This is a genomic window from Paenibacillus sp. P22 (assembly GCF_000469945.2).
GTDB lineage: Bacteria > Bacillota > Bacilli > Paenibacillales > Paenibacillaceae > Paenibacillus_O > Paenibacillus_O humicus.
In genome coordinates this window covers 72,818-94,855 of sequence record NZ_CBRA020000003.1, presented here as the reverse complement: position 1 = coordinate 94,855, position 22,038 = coordinate 72,818, and the positions used below count along the sequence as shown (strand labels likewise).

The window sequence follows — 22,038 nt, the reverse complement described above, 5'->3', positions numbered from 1 at the left end:
ATGTTCCGAATAAGGCCTCTTCAGACCGAAACGATTATTTCGTCAGGGAAATCCATTTGCCGCCGCTCAGCACTTGAAGCTTGCCGTCCGCGATAAGAGCCGCCTTGCTGCCGTCTTTGGAAAGAGCAAGATTGCTCGCGCCTTCCGGAGCGTCGGCGAGCTTGCTCACGCTGCCCGACTCCTCGTTGAGCACATAGACGGAACGGTCTGTCAGGATGCCGACATAGGAACCGGCCTGCACAGCTTCCTGCACGTCCTCCTTGTCGAACGCGACGGCTTGTCCGGCTGCCGTGGCGGAGGCCAGCTTGGAATTCGAGCCTTCGTCTCCAGCTTGCACATAGTAGACTTTGCCGGCCGCGGAACGCTGGATGAACAGCTTGCCGTCGTCGGATTTGGTCACCTGCACCGGCTTCGCATCGCTCTTGCTCAGATCGAGATCGAACAGCTGCGGGTTCGTCTGGGAATCGTCGATGGAGACATCGTCGAGATCGACCGCCTTGGAAGCGTCAGCCGTCACCGTGCCGGCCTTGACGACGGAGTAGGACAGGCCGCCGGCCGTTACGGACAGATCGCCTTTGTATTCGACTTTGTCGTCCAGCACTTTGCTGACGGCTCCCGTCGCCACGTCGGCTGCCGCGATGACATTCGTCTTGTCGCCTTGCAGGAAGTAGATCGACTTGCCGTCAGCAGACCATTGCAGATTGCTCTTGATCGAAGTGTCCGTGCCGATCTTGGCCATGCGGAGGGTGCTCAGGTCGACCGTGCGGAGCGTGCCGTCCGTTTCGGAGAAAGCGACTTTTCCGCCGTCCGGGGACACGACGAGATCCGAAGCGCCGCTCGAGCTCAGCAGCTGGCTGTATGCGCCCGTGGTGGCATCGACCAAGTAGTCGGTGCGTCCGCTTTCGTCCGATACGGAGACGATCAGGCGGCCGTCGCCGGCCCATTGAGCCGTTTCCGCGCCTTCAAGCAGCTGCAGCGTCTGGATGCTGATGCCGCTGCCGTCGAGCAGCGAATAGCTTCCGCCGAGAGCTTGCACATACGAGGCTCCGTCGACGTAGTTCGCTTGCTTCCACGACTGCACCACTTGACCGAAAGCCGTTCCGTCTTCATTCAGAGGCTTGGAACCGGCTTTGACCAGAACGGAATGCTCGCCAAGCGTAATGCGGATTCCCGCACCTTCCGGCATGATTTCCACTTCGGCGCCGAGCGCCTTGGCTGCGTCCGATACCGAGACGAGCTGCTGCCCGTTCAGAACGAGCGTGCGGATTTCGGAGGATTGGCCGTTGACGGTCCATTGAAGCTTTCCCGTGCTTGGTTGCGATGCGGCAGCTTGAACGGCTCCTGCGGATGCTGTGCCGAGCACAGCGGTAAGTACGACTGCGGCTAACTTGGATCCCGTGGACATAGTTCGATGCTCACCCTTCTTCGCGACGATTGTCGCCTGTAATGTATGACCGACGGCCCAGTCGGCTTGTTGTTCGGGCCTGTCACACCTCTGGCTGTTGAAGCCGTATGTATGACTAATGTCCTGTACAACCTCATCCTAACAACGGATTGTTTAGGGAATATTTTGGCAATGTGGATCTATTGTAAAGAAAACTCCGTACAGAGACTTGCCGGAGCGGAATATACTGGTTCCAAAGGAGTGAATGCCATGGCCAGCTACCGCATCATCGTGGACCTGTCCGACCGGGCCTTGTATCTGCTCGACGGGGATACCGTTGTCCGCCAATACCCCATCGCCGTCGGCAAGGTGCTCACCTCCACTCCCGAGGGAGAATACCGGATCATCAACAAGCAGGAAAATCCGGGCGGCCCGTTCGGGGTGCTCTGGATGGGGCTGTCCCGGCCGCATTACGGCATCCACGGCACGAACGATCCCTCCTCCATCGGAAAAGCCGTCTCGCACGGCTGCATCCGGATGTACAACGAGGATGTGCTCGCCCTCTCCGCGATGGCGCCTGTCGGGACGCGCGTGACGATCCGTTCCTGAGCGGAAGAACGCAACATCCACTCTGATTTCTGCGTCTGTATGGGTGAGTGTGGGAATACTTCCCTTATGGAGGCGATGGAATTGAAAGAGCACCGCAAACCGGCTTCGCCGGCACATCCGGCGAATGCAGAAGATAGAGGCCATGATCATGAAAAAAGCCTGCGGATGCGAAAAAGGCCGCTTTTGGCCGGCGCCCTTGCCTGCGCCTTGCTGCTTGGATGCGTGCCTGTGGTGTCGGCATTCACAGATATCGACCATGATCCCCATGCGGCGGCGATCCGGCAGCTGGAGCAATCCGGCATTGTCGGAGGATCCGGCAGCGGGCAGTTCAAGCCGCAGGAGAAGCTCAGCTACGCCGAAGCCGTGTCGCTCGTCGTCAAGGCTTTCGGATTCAATCTGGACAGGCTGCGCTTCATCCGCGAGCCGCTGGCCAGCCAGTATTTCCCCGGCATGAACGATAAGGCCTGGTACGCCTCCCCGTTTCTCGCCGCAGCCGCGAACGGCGTGCAGTTCCCCAAGGACATGAGTCCGGGAGCATCCGTAACGCGCGAGCAGTTCGCCGATCTGGTCGCCCAGGGCATCCATCATTCGGGCGACTACTCCTTCACCCAGCAAGCGGTTGTGTTCAAGGACGAGAGCGCCGTAGCCGAGCCTTACCGGGCAAGCGTGCAGATGCTTCTCAAGCTCGGCATCGCCAAGCTGGATGATGGGAAGGAATTCAAGCCGAAAACGGCCGCAACTCGAAGCGAGGCGGCCGCATGGATCAATGGAGGGGTGACTTTTGTGGACAAAATGAATGAAGACAATGGAAGCGTGCAAAACCCTGCTCCTTCGGTATCGCCGCTGCAGAAGCTGGCCTTGACGGCCAGCAAGCTCAGCGACAAGGTGCAGGAGGTGAAGGTCACGGCGCAGGCGCCCAATCCGGGTTACGGCCTCGTCATTACCGGCATCGAATTTTCCGGCACCAAAGCCATCCTCTCCGTGGAGGTCGTCCCGCCGAAGCCGGGGCAGATGAACCCGCAAGTCATTACCGAGGTATCGGCCGTTACGTACATCGGCTCCTCCTATACGCCAGAGCTTCGGCAGACGCAGGATGAAGGCGGCATAACGGCCCGTCCGTTCAAGGGAGGAATCCTTCCTGGGAAAAATGCGCGTTGACGCCGGGATATCGTCTGATTAACCTTTCATAGAACCGGTCCGCGGCGGCCGGCGCATAATCGGATTCCAGCCCCAGGCTGCGGTACAGCTCCCGCATGCCGAGCTGCTCCGAGCGCCGGCCGCCGCTGCCGTCCCCGCGGTGAAAATCGTCGACGACGATTCTGGCGCCGGATTCGGCCAGCCTGCGCGCGAATTCGGACGTATGCGGCAGCAGCGGAGACACAGCCGCCTGTACAGGCACGCCGGCTTCACGCAGGGCATGCAGCGCCTTCCACCTCGCGGCAAGCGGCGGAGCCGAGGGCGAGAAGCGCCTCCGCATCGTCTCGTCATCCGTTTCAATCGTCAGGCTGACTCGAATCCTATCGCCGAATTCAGCGAACAGAGCGGCATCTCTCGTCACAAGAGGGCTCCGGGTCTGCAGCAGCACGAACCCGGGCGGCCGCTCAAGCATCAGCTCAAGAAGCCGCCCGGTGAGCTTGTGCTCGGCCTCCGCGGGCTGATAGGGATCTGTCGCCGAGCCGAAAAAGACGCTGACCGCTCCTTTGGCGGACTCTCTTGCCCACTCCCGGCGGAACGCCGCTTCGTCCAGCTGCTTGACGTCCACCCAGCTGCCCCACGGCTCGCCCCGGAACAGCCCGACCGGCATGCGGCGGACATAACAGTAGCTGCATGCGAAGCTGCAGCCGCTGTACGGATTCAAGGTATGGCTGTAGCCGGCGAGGTAGCCGCCTGCGGGATTCAGCCAGCGCGAGGGCTTGCGTCCCTGACTAACGGCCATCCTGCGCCCTCCCCCGCGCTGAGGCCTCTGCCTTCCGCTCCGATCCGGAGGCGCCGAGCGTTGCCGAGCGCTTCCCGTCGCCGAGGCCGTCCGCATCCAGGGAAGATGTCCGGCACCAGTCGATCGGCGTCATGCCGTTTTGAAGCAGGAAATCGTTCGCCCTCGAGAAAGGCCGGCTGCCCAGGAACCCTCTGTGCGCCGAAAACGGGCTCGGATGCGGGGAAGCGATCAGCAGATGCCGGCTTCCGTCGAGGAAGGAAGCTTTCTCCTGGGCATGCCTGCCCCAGAGAATGAAGACAGCCGGACGCTCCCTCTCTCCGATCAGGCGGACGATGCGGTCGGTGAACCTCTCCCAGCCAAGTCCCTGATGCGAGGCCGCTTGTCCGCGCCGGACGGTCAATACGTTGTTCAGCAGCAGCACTCCCTGGCTCGCCCAGCCCCGGAGATCGCCGGATTCCGGCTCGGCACAGCCGACATCCTCCTTCAGCTCCTTGTAGATGTTTTTCAGGGAAGGCGGAATGCGGACACCCGGCTGGACCGAGAAGCTGAGGCCGTGAGCCTGTCCGGGACCGTGATACGGATCCTGACCGAGAATCACCACCTTGGCGTCCGCCAGAGACGTATAATGAAGAGCGTTGAAAATATCGTGCATGCCTGGATAGACGGTCTCGGTGCGGTATTCCTCTGCAAGCTTGCTGCGAAGCTCTTTATAATAGGGAAGAGTCATCTCCTCCTGCAGCAGTCCGTCCCAATCGTTGCTGAAATATGCGGCCATGCAAGCCCCTCCTCCATGACGGGATCGACCCGCTGTAATTTGACAATGATAGCTGTAGAAAGTAAGATAAATCAAGCGTATATATGAAAGAAAGAAGCAGGTGATTGTACCTTGAGTTACCGTCCGATCGTTACCGGCAGCAAGCTTGCGGAGCGCAATGACTCCACGGGGCTGTACCAGGTTGTCGTGAAGCTCAAAGACGGGGGCGAATGCCGTCTGTTCTACAGTCCGCTGGGAACCAAAATCAACCGTCTGCAAACGACCCCATGTCCGGTGTGCCGCAGGGATTACTACTGCAGCTGCATGGACAACTTCGTTGAAGAGATCTCCGGTCAGGTCGACCTGGAAGAACTGAAGGCCGCTCAGCCGGCATCCAAGTAAGAGCCCCTCGGAGGCTCTTTTTTCTTTCTCTTTTTTTCTCCATTCCTATTGCGGCAAGCGGCATGGAAAGCTTACCCCGAAGGCGGCTCCTCGAAAACATCGTTTCCAATTTCGGGAAATGGTTTAATTCCATTAAAAACTTGCCGATATAGGAAAAAAGGGAACGAAAGGAGAGCGGAAAATGCGCGCGATGATGGTTGCGGGCTGGATCGTGGCTCCATTTCTCATGCTGCCGGCGCTGTGGAGGAAACTTCCCGGGTCGGCAAAAGCTTGGGGCGGCCTTTGGACGGCCGTGCTTCTGGCTGTGCTCGCAGCCACTCTCTTATCCGCCTCTTCCGGAGGCAATCCGGCACAGAAAGTGCAGGCCAAGGCCATACGCGCCCAAGCGGAGCAAGCCGTGCCCGGCAGCGCCGTTCCGGTGAAGGACGGCAGCAAATGATAGTGGAGCCCATGAACGTTTTCCTTTGGAGGAAAACGGCCGTGGGCTTTTTTTCAACGGGAAGCCCTGCTTAAATCCTCGCCTGCCTGCTCATCCACCGAGCCAGAAAAGCATGCAAAATACGTACCTGCTCCTCGATCCGCGCGGGATCCAGATGGCCGTACCCGAGCAGCAGCTTGCTCCGGAAGCCGTTCTCTCCATCCTCCCCGTCATGGCAATACTCGATTAAAGGATACGCACGCACGCCTGCCTCCAGGCTCTCCGCCGCAAACGTCTTCCCGCATTGCAATCCCGCAACCTCCAGAACGAGATGCAGGCCCGAGGCGTCGCCCTGACAGCTTGCGCCGCTGCCGAAAACCCTGTCGATCGCGCTTAAAAGAAGACAGCGCTTCTCGCCGTACTCCCGCCGCATCAGACGCATATGCTTGTCCATCCTTCTGCTGCGCAGGAACTCGGCCAGCGCGGCTTGCTCGAGCATCGGATTCTGGACGCCGGCGAACGTGCGCCTCCTGCTCCACTCCTCATGAAGAGGCTCCGGCAGGATGACGAAGCCGATCCGCAGGGCGGGAAACAGCGTTTTGCTGAATGTGCCCGCATAAATCGTCCTCGAACTGTCCATGGAATAGATCGGGCTCACAGGAGCTCCCGAATACCGGAACTCGCTGTCGTAGTCGTCTTCGACAATGTAGAAGCCATGCTCCTCGGCCATGCGGATCAGAGCGGCTCTGCGGCTGGCCGGCAGGATGCCTCCCAGCGGAAACTGATGCGAAGGAGTCACGCAGACGGCCGATACCCGCTCTCCATCCAGAGAGTCGACATCCGCTCCCGCCCCGTCCGCCTTCAGCCAGCGGCAAGAATATCCCTTATCCATCATGATCGTCGAGGTGGATGGATGGGACGGATTCTCCACAACGAAGCTGCAGCCGTCCTTATGAAGCAGATCCGCCAGAATGTGAAGCGCTTGAGTCGTTCCCGCGGTGATGAAAATATGACGAGGATCCACCTTCACTCCCCTGCTGCGGAGCATCCAGGCGGCAATCTCCGTACAGAGCGGCTCATGCCCCTTGGGCCCGCTGTAGCCGAGCAGCTCCGGTGTCATGCCTTCGGCGGCCTGCCGGAGCAGCTGGTTCCACGCCGTCCAAGGAAACCGGGACAGATCCGGCTGGCCGGTTTTGAAGTCGGCCAGGAGCGGCGGGGCCAGGGACTGGAGCCCGCCCCTCTGTGCCTGCCCATCGCCGGAATCGGCAGCGGACGGGCTCAGCCGCAGGCCGTCCGCCACTCGAGTGGCGGCGCCGGGACGGCTCACGACAAATCCTTCGGTGAGAAGCATATCATACCCTTCGGTGACGGTATTGCGGGATACGCCGAGAAGCTTCGCCATTTCCCTCGTCGAGGGCAGCTCCTCCCCTTGCGCGATCTCTCCACTCAGAATTATATCCTTGAGCGCCAGAAACAGCTGCCTGGACATCGGCACCTCTTGACCCGGCTGCAGCCGGATTCCCCACATTGATAATCGCCTCCAACTGGATCTCTATCATTGCCCTTGAACTGGATCTTCCATAAGTCCAGTTTACTCTTATACTTGATTTCATGGCAATCGACATTGACAGGAAAGGATCGTGAAACGTGGGCATTCAAATCGGTAAAATGTATTTGTTTTTCGCTTTTGCCTTGGCGGGCACTTCGGTCGTCACCGCCCGGCTGCTGTCGGCTTCGCTCGGCATGTTCACCATCTCTTCGGTGAGCCTGGCCATTTTGCTCTTAGGATTGGCTCCTATTTATGCCGCGCGGGCCGTGCGGACCATCCGATCCATGCGTAGGCAAGATTGGAAGGCTGTCTGGCTCCAGGCGGTTTTCGGCATTTTCGGGTTCCGCACCTTCCTTCTGCTGGGCCTGACGATGACAAGCGCCGGCGAAGCGGGGATATTGACCGGCGCCGCTCCGGCTCTCACTGCTTGCCTCGCTTATTTCGTCCTCCGGGAGCCGCTGACGGCCAAGGCCGGACTTGGAGTCGGCTGCACAGCGGCAGGAATCGCGCTGCTGCAGGGAATGAGCTTGGGAGGCAACGGCTTTCCCTTGGACCATTTGGCCGGCAACCTGCTCATCCTCTGCGCCGTCTCCTGCGAAGCCATCTTCAATGTGCTGTCCCGCAATTCCCGTTCGAATGAAGGCTCGTCCGGAGCGATGGCAGACGCCCATCCCATGGTTCAGACGCTGCTGGTAGGCGCCGCCGCGCTGGCCTTGTGCGCGGTCCCCGCCATGCTGGAGCATCCGGTGCCGTCGCTTGGCAATATCGGGTCTCGAGAATGGCTGGCGCTCGCCTGGTATGGACTGGCGATAACCGCCTTGTCCTACGGCTGCTTCTATGCGGGCATCAAGCGCTGCGACGTATACACCACCGCCGCTTATGCCGGCTGGATGCCTTTGACGTCCCTGCTCCTGTCCATGCTCCTATTGGGAGAGAAGCCGCCGGTCGTCCAGTGGCTGGGCGGAGCGCTCGTCATCGGAGGCATGCTGCTGATCGGCAGCAGAACTGCTCATGCCGCAGATATCAAAAATTCGACCGTAGGGCAGACCGAAAAAACTACTAGCCTGTAAACCACCCTGGGCAAACTCCCTGCCTGCTTCAAGGGTAAAGTTCCATTTGTGTTCACATCGCAAGCCGGCTGCCAGCTCAAGCGCGGCGGTTCCGTTACGCTGCCGCCCGTACGTTCGGGACGTTCTATCGGCAAATGAGACGCCAGTCCTCTTCTTATCGATTCGATTCGGATTGAAAGCCATTCAAGACTTGAAAAAACAAGCCTTGTCCAACATAAAAGGAGCTGCGATGCGCAGCTCCCGAGCCTGATCCTTATTCCGGCATGATCCAGACGATTTCGGCAATCCGGATAAAAGCGGTTTTTTCATGGAGCTGCAGGATGACATGATCGGGCTTGACGCCTGCGACTGTCCCTTCGATACGGCCCCTGGTCGTTTCAATGATGACGCATTTTCCTTTGACGGACATAAGCGTTTCCACGACATATGGATTGACGGGAAAAACCGTGTGCATAGGGCTTGTGGCTTGAGGGGATACCTGCTGAGGCATTTGATAATACAAACTCTTCACTCCCATTAGGTTGATACGGCAGTATATGCAGCAGCCTAGCGGAGGTTAATGGATTTTGCCAAAATTGCCTTTTGGGCTGCTCGGGAGCAGCTCTCTATCCTCCTCGTACCGAAAGGTACCTGTGCAACAAAAACCTCCTTTCACAGAGTGAAAGGAGGTTTTCAACGAGGTTTGCGTTTTTAATGAGTTGCACGCAAAGCAGGACATTTAATCGCTGATCCGCTAGTTCGGCAACAAGACCGAATCTCAGCCGATAAGAAGTGCCGAGGACGGGGATCGAACCCGTATGGTAGTCACCTACCGCAGGATTTTAAGTCCTGTGCGTCTGCCAGTTCCGCCACCTCGGCGCATTAACCGCGCTGTTATGCGATTCTTTACGATACCGCACCGCGCTTTATTCGTCTCGGCGTATGGGATGCGGTCAGCAGGCGAAAGCATTCGTAAATGCACAATCGCGCAATTGTCGCGTACCTGTACGTCCAACATTGACGAACGCTATCATAGCATACTTCGCCATTTCGCGTCAACGTTTACTTAGCGCGCCTTTATCCCCGCCAGCACTTCCGCAATCGGACGCCCATATCGCGTCAACGGAGCGCCAGCCTTGCGCGCCTCGTAACGATCGCCAACCATCGGCAGCGCGTCCGCAACGAATGGCGCTTCATATTCGCCAGACGCGTTCAGCCATACGCCTATATATTGGAAGCGTTTGGTCGCCTCGAACGCATGTTGAGCGTCGGCAAACGTACGCGATAGGTACGGCATCAAGCGCGAGTAGACGCCCTCGTTCGTATTTTTGAAGATGTGCCAGTTTGCGGACGCCGCCATCATCATATCGACAAAGCCCGGATACTTACGGAATTGCGCGAAATGGTGGAAGATGATAATCGGAGCCAGCCGGTATTTCGGTCCTTCCGATAACATGCGCTCCATAAAATGCACGAGGCCGGCGCTAAGAAACTGATGCGGCTCGTTCAATACGAGATACGTTCCGGCACCGCGACCGCCGAGCGCCACCTTCGCCAGGAATACGTTAAGCGTCAGCCAATAAGCGATTATCTCGACCGCGCGCTCCGATATCTGGCGGGCGGGCACGCGGAACAGGACGACTTTGCCTTCGGATATCCACCGGAACAAATCGATGCGCGGGTCCGGCGCCTGACAGAATAACGGACGCAGGAACTCGCTTCCCATAATCTGACCGATACGCCGCGCAACGGGAGCGTATTTTTGAGCGCGCATGTTCTCGGACATCTTCGTATAGTCGCGCCAGATATCGACATCGAACAACGCTTCATTCTTCGCGATCATGCGGCCCCGATACGCGTCGTCCGTAAACATGCGCTTGATTCCGCCAATGTCACCGCCGGTTATCTTCGCGGCCTCGCGCAAGTAATCCGCCGTCTGCAGGTGCTCCGCGTCACCATCCGATAACAAGAATGACGTGATTTCCTCCGCGATCCTATCGGCGGCAATCCGCTTGTCGGTGAGGTTCCGCATAATCGAATCCAATCCGAGATAGACCGGATGTTCCGTATCACCGAGATCGATATCGATTACGTCGGCCGGCGCCAGGTGATCGCGCACAGCATCGCTCATGCCGCGGTGGCCGTTGCGCTCGTCGATGACATCAATAATGACCGCGCCTATTCCGTGCTTACACTTCGCCTCGACTATAAGGTTGATCGCGTGCTGATCCTTGCCCATGCGCGGCGACCCGTTGATGATGCGCGGCGTGAACAGGAAATCGGCGTCCTTGGTCGGTATGTGTACGTTATGAGTAGCGCCGCGATCCGTAGTTGTGCCGGCGAGAATCCCGCTGTCATCGAGAAATACGCGCGGCAGCTCCGTCTCAACGCGCCTGTTCGAGCGCATGAGATCCGCGAACTCCGCCTGTATGTCGGCCGTCGGTAACTGCGTTAATTTGCCGAGCTCATCTACGCTCATCATCTGCGCGGTCATTTCGGGTAAACGCCAACCCCGCAAATCGTTGAGCGCCTGTTTACCGCGGATATTGACGCGCACCGATTCAAGCCGATTATCGCCCGCCAGCTCGCCGTATGCGTTCGCGACTGACCGCGCCAGCATCCCGCGTCGCACTTCGTCCGCTGACGTTACCGCGTATCGAATCGACGTTTTGAATACCGGCAGGTTGCGCTTGTTCTTCGTCAAGGCGCTCAGGTCGCCGTTAACGAGTAGCTCCGCGCGATCAGCGTTAGGCAGCGTTGGGCGGGCGGCCTTCGTTTTCGGCGCGCTACTTCCGGCGTAAAAAGTCCGCTCAATGCCCGCGAGCAAATCGTCGGCCAACGTCTTCACCTCGAACGCGATATGGACCGCGGCTGACGCGACCGTACGCAGCATGCGCAAAGGGTCGAAGCCAGCGCGATAAGGTACGCCGCCTTTATCCCACGTTTGCCATGCGTAGTCGGCGAGTTTCTTCCAGCGGGCGCGGCCGACCGTCTCCTGGCGGATAAATAGCGCTACAGACTCGCCCGGCGCCAACTCCCGCGTTACCCCGACAAGATCGCGCACAGGCGTCGCTTGCTCGTTATAACGAAAGTCGAGCGAGAACATGTCGTGCCGGCGATACTTGATCGCGTAGAGTTCCGTATTATCCTCCGGAGGCATCTCGAAGTCCGGCGCCAGTTCCAGCGTCGACTTGCGCCATTGCTCGTGATTGCGAAATTTCGTACGGAAGGCATCGGCAAACTCGGCCGGCATCGCGACAAAGTATTCGATCGAGTCCGTGGCAAGTTTCGTTATCCACCAAAAGTCGGGAGCCGGCCGCAAGACAACGTGAAGGCCGCGTCGTTCTGGCGCGTGTCGTACGGAAAAAAGTTCGTATAGGCTGCGCTGAAAATTACGCGAAGCCGAGTTGAGGACGGTATGATGCGGAATGATTCGGAAGATGACGCGCTGCGGTTGAACGCGTTCGACAAGCGGCATGACTACGACCTCCTTACGTTGTGACTCGCCATATAATTCCGCCCCAAAACGCGATGAAGAGGCGCCCCATCCATTTGCCGCGATCACCGATGATTGGCGATATCATCATGCCGCCAGCGCAAGATACGATGGCGAGCGTTATAATTTCGGCCGAGTTAATATTCAGCACCGCGATTAAATCGTGTAGAAACGCGCTTAACGTTGACCGGACCGGTCCTGCGATAATGTCGCGCTCCTTGCCTACGAACCAATCCGCGAATCCGCGCACGTGGTCCATAATTCCGGATGGTTCCGCGGCGAGCTGCGCGACTGGCGTCGGATCGATAAGCGCGCCAGAGTCCGAGACGATTTGAACGTGAACATGCGGACCGGTCGAGTGGCCGGTATTGCCGCTAAGCGCTACGATGTCGCCCGCCGAAACGTGATCACCATGCTGCGCCGTTACACGCGATAGATGACCGTATATGATTTCCGTGCCGTCTTCCGTTTTCATGCGGACACTCTTGCCGAAGCCGAGCGCGCCAGAATCGTTTACTCTCGTTACTGTTGCGTCAGAGATGGCGTGCAGCGGCGTGCCGATCGGAACAGCGATATCTACGCCTTTATGCGGAATCTTATGGACCGAGTCAATGTCGCCGAAGCCCGCCGAGATCGGGTATCCGTTTATGCGCGTAATCATAGCGTCTTCAGCCAGTTACGGATATCGACCGCATGGCGGATAATAAGGTAGCCGGCGCCTCCTCCCATTATCAGCTCCATCGCCTTTGTACGATTGCCGAACATCCACGTTACGCCGCTAAATACGATGATGCCGACGCAGAGCCAATCGGCGATATTGAGAACGGTCGAAAAGATCTCCAGCCACGTATCCCCACCGTCTGCCCCCGCCGCGAATACAGCCTTCGGAATCAGAAACATGTGAACGCCGGCCGCCGTTTTTCCAACGAGCCCTAACGAACTTGGCGCGCATGTTTTCGCCTTGATTTCGCCCTGCATAAACGCGTTCCAATCTAACGCTTCGCTTCCCATTACCTCCACGCTCCCTCACGAATATTGACGCAGTCAGACGGCAATAATACAGCTATAAACCGGTGAAGGAGAGTGGCGGCGAATGCATTTCGTAATTGGCGTGATTGTTGGCGCGGTTATTGGATTTATCGTTAACTGTTCGCTGTAGAAGCGCGCTGCCACTCTCATACGATATCGGGCCGGATTACTTCCGGTCCTTTTTCGCGTTATCGGCGGACATTGCCGCGAACAGGAGCGCTTTAACGTAGCCGCTGAAATTGCCTGCGCTTTTGGCCGACACCCATTCGTATAGTTCGCGTTGATGTGCGTTAGCGAGGTTGAAGCTGACCGGTTTATTAACGAAGCTCATCGGCTACCACCGCCGTTACCGATGAATGACGTCGGCCGCGATGGTGTATCGTCGTCATCCGTTTCGTCTGCGTTAGAGTTCGTTATTATTGGCGTAGGAATTTCGGTCCTCGGCTTGCGGGGCTTGCGCGATGCTTTCGTTTCTCCTCCGCCTACACGCCGCCTCATTTCCGCGATTAAATCCTCCAGCGTTGCCAGCGTCTCCTCCATTTCCGCGTTGACATCCGTTTTACCGGCGAACTCTTGCGCGTAACTAACGATAAAGCCGCCCAGCGTTTCGACCGATACTTCGCGCGCCATCTTCTTAACAAGCGTCCTATCCATGCACTCATCTCCTCTGCGTGTCGTGTTGCGTATGTTACATGTTATGCGGGGCGCTTGCCCATGTTGACGACAAATTAACGCAGAGTTTGCGAAGATCTAGCGTATGTCCAATTCAGCACTAAACGCAAAAAAGGAGCGACCCAGGCGGCGTTAACCGTCCAGATCGCTCCAAGCGCTACGCCCGTAGGGGCTACGCTACCCCCAGCGTATGCCGGCGGGCTTGTATATGATGCGTGTCCTATCCGAATAATCTCAGCGTATATAGTAGCGCGGTTAGGACGGGTATCGCCGCAATGTTTCCGACCATGATCGCGACCCCCATCGTATCGCGTCCGTACTTCTTTTTAACGTGATATCCGACAATGACGCCGGCCGCCGCGAAAAGTATGCCGATAACCAGCGGAGTTAAAAAGACGCCGACTACCGTAGCCCACCCGTATATAACGAAGTCCTTTTCGCGACGCTGGCGTTTCCTAATCTCCGCGTTATCGATCATCTCGCACGCTCCTCGACGTAATTACCGTAATCTTACCAGTTTTGAGCGGAAACGAAAATAGCGCCCACCGTCGTACCTCAACGTATTTATATCGTTAAGATACGCCGATGGGCGCGTTATGATTCGTTATTTATTCTGCGGTTGCTGTCCGGATGCCACTCGTAGTACATCCGCAAGTCTGCCGAGTTCTTTACGTTCGGCTGCCGTCTTGGCGGCGCCGTACGCCGTTTTAAGATACGCAATTACCGCGTCTGCATCTTCACGTTTCATTTCCGTTGCCCCCTCGTTAATTTTCGCGTAGGCTGCCGCAACCTGTGCCGCCGTCGGCCGCTGACCACCGCGATAGGCAGCCGTAGAAATTCCGAATGTCATTTCGAAATGCGGCAGGTCCGTAAACGTCCGCCAGTCTCCGCCCCATTCGAAGCCGAGGCGCTTAGCTTCCGCCACAACTTCGTTCCAGTCCGCCACGCCGTCGCGGTCACCGTCGCGCTTCGTATCCCAGGAACACGTACGACCATCCGGCAGGAGTAGCGCGAAGTCAATCGCGACGCCGAAGTTATGGTTCGAGTAGCCTCCGCGAGCATTCGTTACGATTGCGCCGGGCTTCGTTCGGCCCTGCGTATAGAGAGCGTCCTGTTCCGCATAAGTCCGCAGACCTTGCGTAATGACGATCGGCACGCCGCGATTATAGCAGCGTTCGATAAGAACGTTACTCGCCGCAGCCACAACGGGAAAGAGGCCGATCAGCTTCGCGGAGGATTTGGCGCGTACGTTATCGAGTGTCAACGTCATCCTTAACGCCACCTTTCGATTTGAGTACGGCGATTTTATCGCGGATAATGTCCGGAATCGGTACGCCGGCCCGACCGAAATTTTCGAGCACGGATACCGCCTCGTTCGCGATATAGAACCATACCGCCGCGACCATGATTACGTTTGTCCCCGCGAGTACGTCCATCCGATGCGCGAGTAAAATTACGAGAAACGTCAGCCCCTTTTTCGCGAGACCGAGCGCACCGACTGCGGAAGATAGGCCGGAGCCCTCGCGTACAGATGCGGTAAGTCCCGTTACGATGTCGAGCGCGATTAGCAGCGCCAGGAAGGCGAGCTCTTGCGACCACGACCCGAAGGCATACGAAATAAGGCCGGCGGCTGCGCCTACGACCGTGTTTATTGCGGTTTGACCGTTCATTTTACGCGCCCGCCTCCGCTGTAATTAAATCGATAACGTGCCAAATGTCAGCTTCGCGATACTCGTTCGCCGGCTTTCCGGGAGCAAAATCTGGCGATTGCGACATTAGTAAGTCGTAGAATACTCCGGTTATCGCATGTACTCGCGTGCTGACGATTGCCCCTTCGGTGTCCCGCAAAGCGGTTGTTACGTTAACAAACCTCTCTGTTTGATGTTCGTAAATTGACTGTACATCTTCGCTGATTACCGTTTTTTGCACGATAGAAAGTTGTTGCGACGTTACAACCTCGTTAATTTTTCGCAACTTTAGCGCGCCTCCCTTATTTATTTTTCGCTTCCCAGTACAGAACGATATTGTTCGTACCCGCTGGCATGGGGTTATCGAAGTGTACGGTTATGTTGACTGCGTCTGCATCGACGTATCCAATGCGGGCTGTTCCGGCATCTTTCGTGCTAGCTGTTGCCGTGCAAATTAACGGGGCTGCATAAAGACCGTGCGGAATCTGAACAAACTTCGTCACCCCGTCCCCGCTCATCGTAACGCGCCCGTAGTTTGCTTCAACCCAGCGCGTATTGTTCCAGACGACTGGAAGGCCGATTGTCGTATCAAATATAGGCGCGCCTGTTATGCGGCCTGCTTCAGCGGTTGTCGGACGAGAAGCGTATCGCGGCATACCTTGCGGAATATAAGTCTTCACGCCTGCACGATCAAGCCATCCGGAATAGACATTTTTATCCTTCCAGTCTGCATCAGCGCCCGCGGCTTCCTTTAGTCCTGCGGAAGAAATGATATTATCCTTTACCGTATTTCCTACAGCTCCCGCAGTCACATAGACGGCCCATACGTTGACGCCCGTATTCATAACTTCGTTATTCGAGAATGTTGCGCCGCTGCCCCATAGAAGGACAGACGTACTCGAATTAATCGTATTGTTAATTGCGATGGCGTTGTCGTAGAGCGACATTGCGCGACCATATTCAGTAACGAACGAATCAAGAACGGTGTTACCCGTTGCTTTTGCTCCCGCGAACAGCTCAATGCCTATTTCGCACTTATCGACTGTGTTCCCGAATAGATGTGCCTTACCACTCGCTGAGATTCCTTTATGCGGCCCTACAGGACGGACCGTGTTGAAACCGATTTGAACGCGATCCGTCAATACTGCGCCTGTTTTAACGTAAATCCCGTACTGCGGGCCAGGGTTAAGCAGGTTGTCGATATGGTTATGCGCGATAATGACGTCATAGTTACCGACCTTCCCTGGGTTATACGTAGCCGAATCGGATAGCGCAATTCCCGCCGCAACTCCGACATTCTTGATCCGGTTATTAATGATCTTAGCAACTGTTACCCCGGAGAGAATGATGCCATAGATAGTGCTGTAAATCCGATTGTCATCGATGGTCATGTTGAGGTTGTTATAATTGCCGTCCTCTACGTTGCTCGTGACTCCTCCGCCTTGAACCGGTGCAGCGGGGTTTGCGCCTGAAAGGGCATTCCATAGGGCCAAGTTAGATGTCTTGGTGTTTTCACAGTGGAGATAATTTCGGATGACCGACATATCTTCCGTACCCTTGTTTAAAACTCCGTCGCCGAGATAATTGAATGCTTCATTTTCCTCGATGATAACGTTTTTGCTAACACGAGCTGCGAATGGCTCCTCTCCAAGATCATGCATGACGTTCTTGTAAGCACGAACGTTCGTGCAGCTTGTAAAAGACACCGCGTCGGTAAACTTTGATACCTCGTTCCTATCGAAATCCACTCCAACGGTGTTGTAAATATAAACACCAGTTTTCCCTGCTCCCCAAGGTGCCTGTACTCTGCGCTCTATTTGCAGCCGTGAAACCCTGAGGCTTCGGCAATTCGTAAAGCCTAAACCCTGATCTTCAATTTGAATTACGCAATCATTTCCGAGCACGGTTATATTTTTCTTCGAGACAGTAGCTAGGAATCCGATAACATTCGTCTTACAGCGGCCTTTCTTCGGAAAGACAAGAGTGTCCCCGTCCTTCAACTTACCAAACGCATTGATAAGTGCCTGTGTATCGTCCGCAATTCCATCGCAAACCGCTCCGTACCACTTTACACTAATTCCGCGCTGCTCAAATTCCGAGTCGATATATTGAAAGTTAACGCTCATCTCATCGCGCCGAATTCCGTCCGAGCCGATCCAGTCGTTCATGCCCATATTTGTCGTTCGTTTTGACGCCATTTATCCGTTGCTCCCTCCGCTATACGGAATTAAAAAAGCCGCCTCCAACGCGTCACCTGACGGAAATTGTTCCGCCTGATCCCACGTTAAAGCGACCTGTTCCGCCTCATCCCACGGCAGATACGTAAACTCGAAGTCGTGCGCGACATGTGCCGGAATAACTTCGCCGACCGCCGTTACCATTTCCGCAATGTTGTCCGGCACGCCGCGCTTAGACATAATCGTTGACTTGACGCGCCCAGCATCGTATATCTCTGTTACATTGACGTCATAAAACCCGTTCACCAACGCTTTAAACCGCCCAAGCGTCGTTACTCCAGGCGCCTTCATCCGCGCCACAACCGCCGCCCGCCGCTGCACCAACGTCGCCCCGTCCACCGGAGTAATCCCGTAGTCGCGCTCCCACCGCTCAATGCCCGCCTCGCTCGCTGTATCCGGATACATGTCGTCAAGTGTCCGCTGCACCAACGCGTGGAGACGCGTCGACTCGTTAGCCGTGCGCGCCATCATTTCAAGTACAACGCGGAAATCTTCGTAATACTTTGGAAGATACTCGCTAACATCGCGCGAGATATCACGGTCATACCGGTAAGCCTCAACGGTTGCTTTGGCGCTGATAGCGGCGGTCAGCGTCTTATATTGCTTGACGTCGCGAACGATGGCTGCGGATTTTGATGCGATAGGAGCGCCAGTATAAAGTAGTCGCACCGTATTTCCGGCCAACACCGCTTTACTAATCGCGCCGCCCTTCGCGCTTACCCTCCGGATGACCGCGCCACTAACTGCCGCTGCCGAAGCAATCGCGCTACCCGCACGAGTAACTAGCGTCACCTTTCCGGATAGGGCCGCCGCCGACGTTACGATCGCGCCGATATTTACGACTGCCATGCGCGATCCTCCTTAGTCGAGCGTGATATAGACGTCGCCCGCCGCAATCTTAATTTGGTCGCCGGCCGATACGGATTTAGACGTCGTCAGCGCGCTAGAGAACAACAAATTGCCCGCCGTTAGCGCGTCGTAAATACCGATATGTGTAACCGTTCCCCATGCCGCGGTTGCAACCGGAAACAGAGCGTCGGTAGCCGTACTCGATTTTGATGCCGTAGAAGTCGCGAACGTGACCGCTTGGCGTGCGTAAGCACCTCCGGTTACTTCCGTTCCTGTGCCGGCATCCGTCGGGTCACTCGTAAAGAGCGCGACATAAAGCGTTGTTGGCGCTGCATACGCGGTTCCCTTTAAAACGTAATTGAGCAGCTTATTTTCGAGATACGTACTCATTCCCGCCATTTATTCGTCCCCATTTCGTTAATTAGTCGTTACTATTGCGCCCGTAACCGCGACCTGATCCGCAGAGAGCTGGAAGTTGCCGGTGCCACCGTTAACCGTCAAGTTTTCGTAGTCCAATACGTCCGGCGCGTTAAGAATGCACTCCGCTATCTTCGCGTACCGAACGACGAGGTCGTTAAACGCGAGATCCGCGAGGTACTTCGTCACATTGGCGCGAATCTGTTCGACCGCATCCGCCAGCACGCCGCCCTCCTTGAGCGTCAACTTAACGGATATGTTCGCCAGAATTTCAGTCACGCCCACCACCGTCACGTTAGCGAGAATCGGCCGCATCTCCTGAATATGCGCGTTGGCTGCGTCTATGACCGACTGGCTCGGCGCCGTCTTATCGTCCGCCAATAGCGCGACCTTCACCGAATTGGGACCGTTCCACACGGGGAATACGCGCGCATCGTAAACGCCTGCGATTTCCTTCGCCCACTGGCGGTAATGCGCCTCGTTGCCGCTGGTCGCCGGTGTGCGGGCGTCTTCGAGGTATCTGGAGCGCAAACTATCGTCCGATTCCGTATCCGATCCGCCAGTCATCGCCGCCACGTTCGAAACGGTCAATACGCCGGCCAAGTTGCCGACTACGAGATTGATCGCGCCTGCCGCAACGTTACCGGACGCTCCCGCCACGACCGCCTTGACCGCGACCGACTGGCCGACGACTGCCGCCGCTTGCGTTGTAAACGCGATCGGAATATCGCCGCTTGTCGTGACGGTCGTTCCCGCCGGAATTGTTGTGCCGGCCGCCCCCGCAAAGGTAACGTAGCCCTCCGCTACTGCGGCGGCCTTACGCGTGATCCCTCGCTCGGCAGCGCGACGGTCCAGGTATTCGCCGCTCGCCGTTTCCGCGTATCCGAGATCGAACGCGGTCGTCAACGCGATATAAGCCTGCGCGAGTTCTAGCGCAGACGGCGCAAGCAAATCGTACGCGACCGAGCCCTGCCGCTTGTCAATATCCGGCGCGATTGCGGTAAGCATGCGCTGAAGAATCGCGGCCGTTGTTTGATCGTCAAACATCGCTATAACGTCACCTCCACCGGAATTGAGTCGTTGTCGACGTCAACAAAAAAAAGAGACGTACAATGCGTCCGCCTCTTTCGAGATTGAAAACGTATGGACACCGCTTATCCGGTCGTCGTATATAAGTGCTTCGGTTATGGCACGCGGAACCTCCGTTTGCAAAACGGACAACGGCGCGCCCTGACCGATTAAATCGTCTAGCTCCGAGCCGTAATCAAAATCGTAAATAGGGAACCGGTAGCGCGCGGTCGCAATCGCTTTTATTACCGCCTGCTGGATCGCTTCTTGCCCGTCTACCATGCCGCCAATATTACCGCCTGCAAAATCGAGCGCGTACGTCTTTAGCGGTAATGGCTCCGTAATCGATGTGTCGGCCGCGCTCACATCCGTCAAATCATTGTCCATACTCAGCGGACTTAACGCCATCGGCCGCACCTCCTACGCGATCAAGGATAATGTAACGTTGGCCGGCGTTGTATGACGCGACGATGACACGGGAACCGATAGTAAGGGCGGAGTCGAACGCGATCGAAACGGAATACGGGAGTCCGTTGCCGGTTATCGTTGCTGTTCGCGTATGAGCGGTAAGATGCTCCGCGATATCGAAGTCCTCCGCATCGAGTTCGAATGTTTCGTTATCGAGTTTAACGCCGCCAGCCGTCACCGTTCCGAATTCGAAGTCTACGTCTTTGTTGTAGCCTAGCGCCTTAATTACGTGAGCAAGCTTTGCCATGCCAGACCCTTCCGGTAGTTCAATCGTACTCATTTAATGCCGTTCACCGCCTTTACTTCGGCCAGCAGCCAATCCTCCGCGCCGCCTTTTTTCTTTTTCTTCTTCTTCGCGGCAGCCTTCGCGGCCTCGTCGTCTTCGTACGGAAGCTTGGGCAAGTCATACGTACGCGATAAGGTAACGCTCATCCGGTGTACTCCGCCCTCCCACGTATGGCGGTCGGTAGAAACGTAATAGCCGCCGGCCACGTCCGTCATCGACTCGAATGCGTAGATGGCGGAGCCCGCGACCACATCCGCCAGGCCGAGCGCTTCAACCGTTACTTCTTCGCCTATTTTCGCGAGATCGGCTAACCGCTGTTTCGCGAGCTGCTGTATTTGCGATTGCGTCAGTTTTGAGTCCGCAGTTTCGAGATGTTGCATCGTTCCATACTTCGCTTTCATCGCGCTATCTGTCGCGGTCGCCGTTAGCGGAGCCTTTTCGTCATCCCCGCCGATGACCTTTACGGTCGTGCGCGTTTCTTCGATTGATTGCGAACGGCTTGCGGTCAGGATATTCACGCCATCTTCGAGCATCCATCGGACGGCGGCGTCTTTACGTTCCGCGAGATACAGGCGACCGGACGACGAGTACACGCGGTATTTCTTACCGTTTTGTTTACTCGTTTCGGTCAGCGCGGTCAGCATCATATCCCATAAGTCTTTATTGCGGAGAACCATGCGCGGAATCACGTAGCCCGTTTCGGCAATCGTTCCAACCGGTACGCCGAACGCCGAACATATTTCGCGTATTATTGCGGATGCCGTCTTGCCGACAAACTTGCGCGTATCCATGTTTTTCGTAAGATACACGTTTTCGTCGTACGCCGTTATCGTCGCGCTTCCGGATTGACTGACTTCGTAGGTAAAAATGATGCCGCGAAAAAGGCCGGCATTGTCCGCATAAAACCGGATCTCTTTGCCGACCTCGAAATTAATCGCCTGTTCATCGCCATCAAGCGTATTGGAGAGCTGCACCGTTAGCGTCCGGTAAGGCTTCGCGATATCGCCCGACCATTCGACCGATGTGACTAGCGCATCGATATACGTTTTGCCATCGTATAACACACGAATCATGACGGCATCACCAGCTTCGTACCCGGCTTGAGCGCGTTCGGGTTAGCGCCGATGACCGCCTTATTTTTATCGTAGATCGCTCGCCATTTATCCGCGCTACCGAGCGTCCGGGCTGCGATTTTGGACAGTGTGTCGCCGGACTTAACGGTATACGTTGCGGGCGCCGTTTTCGTGCTTGGGCGCGCTGTTGACGTTGTTATAGCGGCCGCTTTCGTGGCTGGCGCGTCGGACTTCTTCGGTAGCGAGATAAACGCGTATTCCTTTAGTTCGAGCGTATAGTAGACGTCGCCCGGCTCGCCTGCGCGCTCCTCGTACTCAAACGTTCGAATCGTCACCGCTACGTTAATCGGCGTTCCCGTAACGATAAAGCGGCACGGCTTGCCCGACGCCTGCCAGCGCAGGAGCGTCTTTACGATATCCCACGGCCGCTGTAAATCGATATAATTGCAATAGCTCGCGTTGTAATCGCGCGGAAAGAAGGACGATAGGGTATATGTCGTTGTCTTTGGCGCGGAAGGTACGGTATACTCGCCGAAATTGAGTATTGGAACATCTTCGTACGCGCCCGCCGACGTTGCTCCGATTCGTTCGGGGTTTACCGGGAGCCATAGAGACTCCGCGCCATTATTGAATTTCAGGTACATTTCCAATTAG

At 56.6% G+C, this 22,038-nt stretch carries 26 protein-coding genes and 1 tRNA gene; 5 read left to right on the top strand and 22 right to left on the bottom strand.

The window, feature by feature from the left end; all coding sequences use genetic code 11:
* Positions 1–34 precede the first annotated feature (34 nt).
* Entirely contained in the window at positions 35–1,405 is a 1,371-nt protein-coding gene (locus tag BN871_RS01085; RefSeq protein ID WP_021877161.1) for a hypothetical protein, read from the bottom strand.
* A gap of 249 nt (positions 1,406–1,654) precedes the next feature.
* On the opposite strand from BN871_RS01085, the gene BN871_RS01080 reads away from it, so the two are divergent.
* Together BN871_RS01080 and BN871_RS01075 are read left to right on the top strand one after the other, a co-directional pair.
* Positions 1,655–1,993 (top strand): L,D-transpeptidase, encoded by a 339-nt coding sequence (locus BN871_RS01080; RefSeq protein WP_048743816.1) that lies wholly within the window; start codon positions 1,655–1,657, stop codon positions 1,991–1,993.
* A gap of 231 nt (positions 1,994–2,224) precedes the next feature.
* Positions 2,225–3,151 (top strand): S-layer homology domain-containing protein, encoded by a 927-nt coding sequence (locus tag BN871_RS01075; RefSeq protein WP_198157986.1) that lies wholly within the window; start codon positions 2,225–2,227, stop codon positions 3,149–3,151.
* Here the strand turns inward: BN871_RS01075 and BN871_RS01070 are convergent.
* Positions 3,114–3,929 carry a radical SAM protein gene (locus BN871_RS01070; protein WP_048743811.1) on the bottom strand — a complete coding sequence of 272 codons (816 nt, stop codon included), beginning with the start codon at positions 3,927–3,929 and terminating at the stop codon, positions 3,114–3,116. The genes BN871_RS01075 and BN871_RS01070 overlap by 38 nt on opposite strands.
* Positions 3,919–4,704 (bottom strand): uracil-DNA glycosylase, encoded by a 786-nt coding sequence (locus tag BN871_RS01065; RefSeq protein ID WP_083436170.1) that lies wholly within the window; start codon positions 4,702–4,704, stop codon positions 3,919–3,921. Before BN871_RS01065 ends, BN871_RS01070 begins: the two co-directional genes overlap by 11 nt.
* Positions 4,705–4,815: 111 nt before the next feature.
* Here BN871_RS01065 and BN871_RS01060 point away from each other — a divergent pair, with 111 nt between their 5' ends.
* Both BN871_RS01060 and BN871_RS01055 read left to right on the top strand, forming a co-directional pair.
* Positions 4,816–5,085, top strand: a complete 270-nt coding sequence (locus BN871_RS01060) for a hypothetical protein (RefSeq protein WP_048743809.1) — start codon at positions 4,816–4,818, stop codon at positions 5,083–5,085.
* 181 nt (positions 5,086–5,266) lie between these two features.
* On the top strand, positions 5,267–5,524 hold the full coding sequence (locus BN871_RS01055; RefSeq protein ID WP_021877158.1) for a hypothetical protein: 258 nt from the start codon (positions 5,267–5,269) through the stop codon (positions 5,522–5,524).
* Positions 5,525–5,594: 70 nt separating this feature from the next.
* Here the strand turns inward: BN871_RS01055 and BN871_RS01050 are convergent, their stop codons facing one another.
* The gene (locus BN871_RS01050; RefSeq protein ID WP_021877157.1) at positions 5,595–7,031 is read right to left on the bottom strand and encodes a PLP-dependent aminotransferase family protein; all 1,437 of its coding nucleotides are present in this window, start codon (positions 7,029–7,031) and stop codon (positions 5,595–5,597) included.
* A gap of 119 nt (positions 7,032–7,150) precedes the next feature.
* Between BN871_RS01050 and BN871_RS01045 the strand changes: the two genes are divergently transcribed.
* Positions 7,151–8,122, top strand: a complete 972-nt coding sequence (locus BN871_RS01045; RefSeq protein ID WP_021877156.1) for a DMT family transporter — start codon at positions 7,151–7,153, stop codon at positions 8,120–8,122.
* Positions 8,123–8,375: 253 nt separating this feature from the next.
* On the opposite strand, the gene BN871_RS01040 is transcribed toward BN871_RS01045, so the two are convergent.
* From BN871_RS01040 to BN871_RS00955, 18 genes are all read right to left on the bottom strand, one after another.
* Positions 8,376–8,633: a YuzF family protein gene (locus tag BN871_RS01040; RefSeq protein WP_374725866.1), complete on the bottom strand. Its 258-nt coding sequence runs from the start codon at positions 8,631–8,633 to the stop codon at positions 8,376–8,378.
* Between the two features lie 261 nt (positions 8,634–8,894).
* Positions 8,895–8,980 (bottom strand) — tRNA-Leu (locus BN871_RS01035).
* Positions 8,981–9,167: 187 nt separating this feature from the next.
* Complete coding sequence (locus BN871_RS01030) at positions 9,168–11,579, bottom strand: hypothetical protein (protein WP_021877154.1); 2,412 nt, start codon at positions 11,577–11,579, stop codon at positions 9,168–9,170.
* A gap of 13 nt (positions 11,580–11,592) precedes the next feature.
* A complete protein-coding gene (locus tag BN871_RS01025; protein ID WP_048743805.1) occupies positions 11,593–12,258 on the bottom strand; it encodes a M23 family metallopeptidase in 666 nt (221 codons plus the stop codon).
* A complete protein-coding gene (locus tag BN871_RS01020) occupies positions 12,255–12,608 on the bottom strand; it encodes a hypothetical protein (protein ID WP_048743804.1) in 354 nt (117 codons plus the stop codon). The genes BN871_RS01025 and BN871_RS01020 overlap by 4 nt, the downstream gene beginning before the upstream one ends.
* 345 nt (positions 12,609–12,953) lie before the next feature.
* A complete protein-coding gene (locus tag BN871_RS01015) occupies positions 12,954–13,280 on the bottom strand; it encodes a hypothetical protein (protein WP_021877150.1) in 327 nt (108 codons plus the stop codon).
* A gap of 238 nt (positions 13,281–13,518) precedes the next feature.
* A complete protein-coding gene (locus BN871_RS01010; protein WP_021877149.1) occupies positions 13,519–13,776 on the bottom strand; it encodes a hypothetical protein in 258 nt (85 codons plus the stop codon).
* Between the two features lie 126 nt (positions 13,777–13,902).
* Positions 13,903–14,568 (bottom strand): M15 family metallopeptidase, encoded by a 666-nt coding sequence (locus BN871_RS01005; protein WP_083436168.1) that lies wholly within the window; start codon positions 14,566–14,568, stop codon positions 13,903–13,905.
* The gene (locus BN871_RS01000; protein WP_048743801.1) at positions 14,549–14,968 is read right to left on the bottom strand and encodes a holin family protein; all 420 of its coding nucleotides are present in this window, start codon (positions 14,966–14,968) and stop codon (positions 14,549–14,551) included. Before BN871_RS01000 ends, BN871_RS01005 begins: the two co-directional genes overlap by 20 nt.
* A 1-nt stretch (position 14,969) precedes the next feature.
* Entirely contained in the window at positions 14,970–15,272 is a 303-nt protein-coding gene (locus tag BN871_RS00995) for a hypothetical protein (protein WP_021877147.1), read from the bottom strand.
* Between the two features lie 16 nt (positions 15,273–15,288).
* Entirely contained in the window at positions 15,289–17,184 is a 1,896-nt protein-coding gene (locus BN871_RS00990) for a right-handed parallel beta-helix repeat-containing protein (protein ID WP_021877146.1), read from the bottom strand.
* The gene (locus tag BN871_RS00985; RefSeq protein WP_021877145.1) at positions 17,185–18,072 is read right to left on the bottom strand and encodes a putative phage tail protein; all 888 of its coding nucleotides are present in this window, start codon (positions 18,070–18,072) and stop codon (positions 17,185–17,187) included.
* A gap of 12 nt (positions 18,073–18,084) precedes the next feature.
* Entirely contained in the window at positions 18,085–18,471 is a 387-nt protein-coding gene (locus BN871_RS00980) for a hypothetical protein (RefSeq protein WP_021877144.1), read from the bottom strand.
* Between the two features lie 18 nt (positions 18,472–18,489).
* Positions 18,490–19,536: a baseplate J/gp47 family protein gene (locus tag BN871_RS00975; protein ID WP_048743798.1), complete on the bottom strand. Its 1,047-nt coding sequence runs from the start codon at positions 19,534–19,536 to the stop codon at positions 18,490–18,492.
* 42 nt (positions 19,537–19,578) lie between these two features.
* Positions 19,579–19,965 carry a DUF2634 domain-containing protein gene (locus BN871_RS00970; protein WP_048743796.1) on the bottom strand — a complete coding sequence of 129 codons (387 nt, stop codon included), beginning with the start codon at positions 19,963–19,965 and terminating at the stop codon, positions 19,579–19,581.
* Positions 19,934–20,305: a DUF2577 family protein gene (locus BN871_RS00965; RefSeq protein WP_048743794.1), complete on the bottom strand. Its 372-nt coding sequence runs from the start codon at positions 20,303–20,305 to the stop codon at positions 19,934–19,936. Before BN871_RS00965 ends, BN871_RS00970 begins: the two co-directional genes overlap by 32 nt.
* A complete protein-coding gene (locus BN871_RS00960) occupies positions 20,302–21,384 on the bottom strand; it encodes a hypothetical protein (RefSeq protein WP_021877141.1) in 1,083 nt (360 codons plus the stop codon). Before BN871_RS00960 ends, BN871_RS00965 begins: the two co-directional genes overlap by 4 nt.
* A complete protein-coding gene (locus BN871_RS00955) occupies positions 21,381–22,028 on the bottom strand; it encodes a LysM peptidoglycan-binding domain-containing protein (RefSeq protein ID WP_083436175.1) in 648 nt (215 codons plus the stop codon). Before BN871_RS00955 ends, BN871_RS00960 begins: the two co-directional genes overlap by 4 nt.
* Positions 22,029–22,038 lie beyond the last annotated feature (10 nt).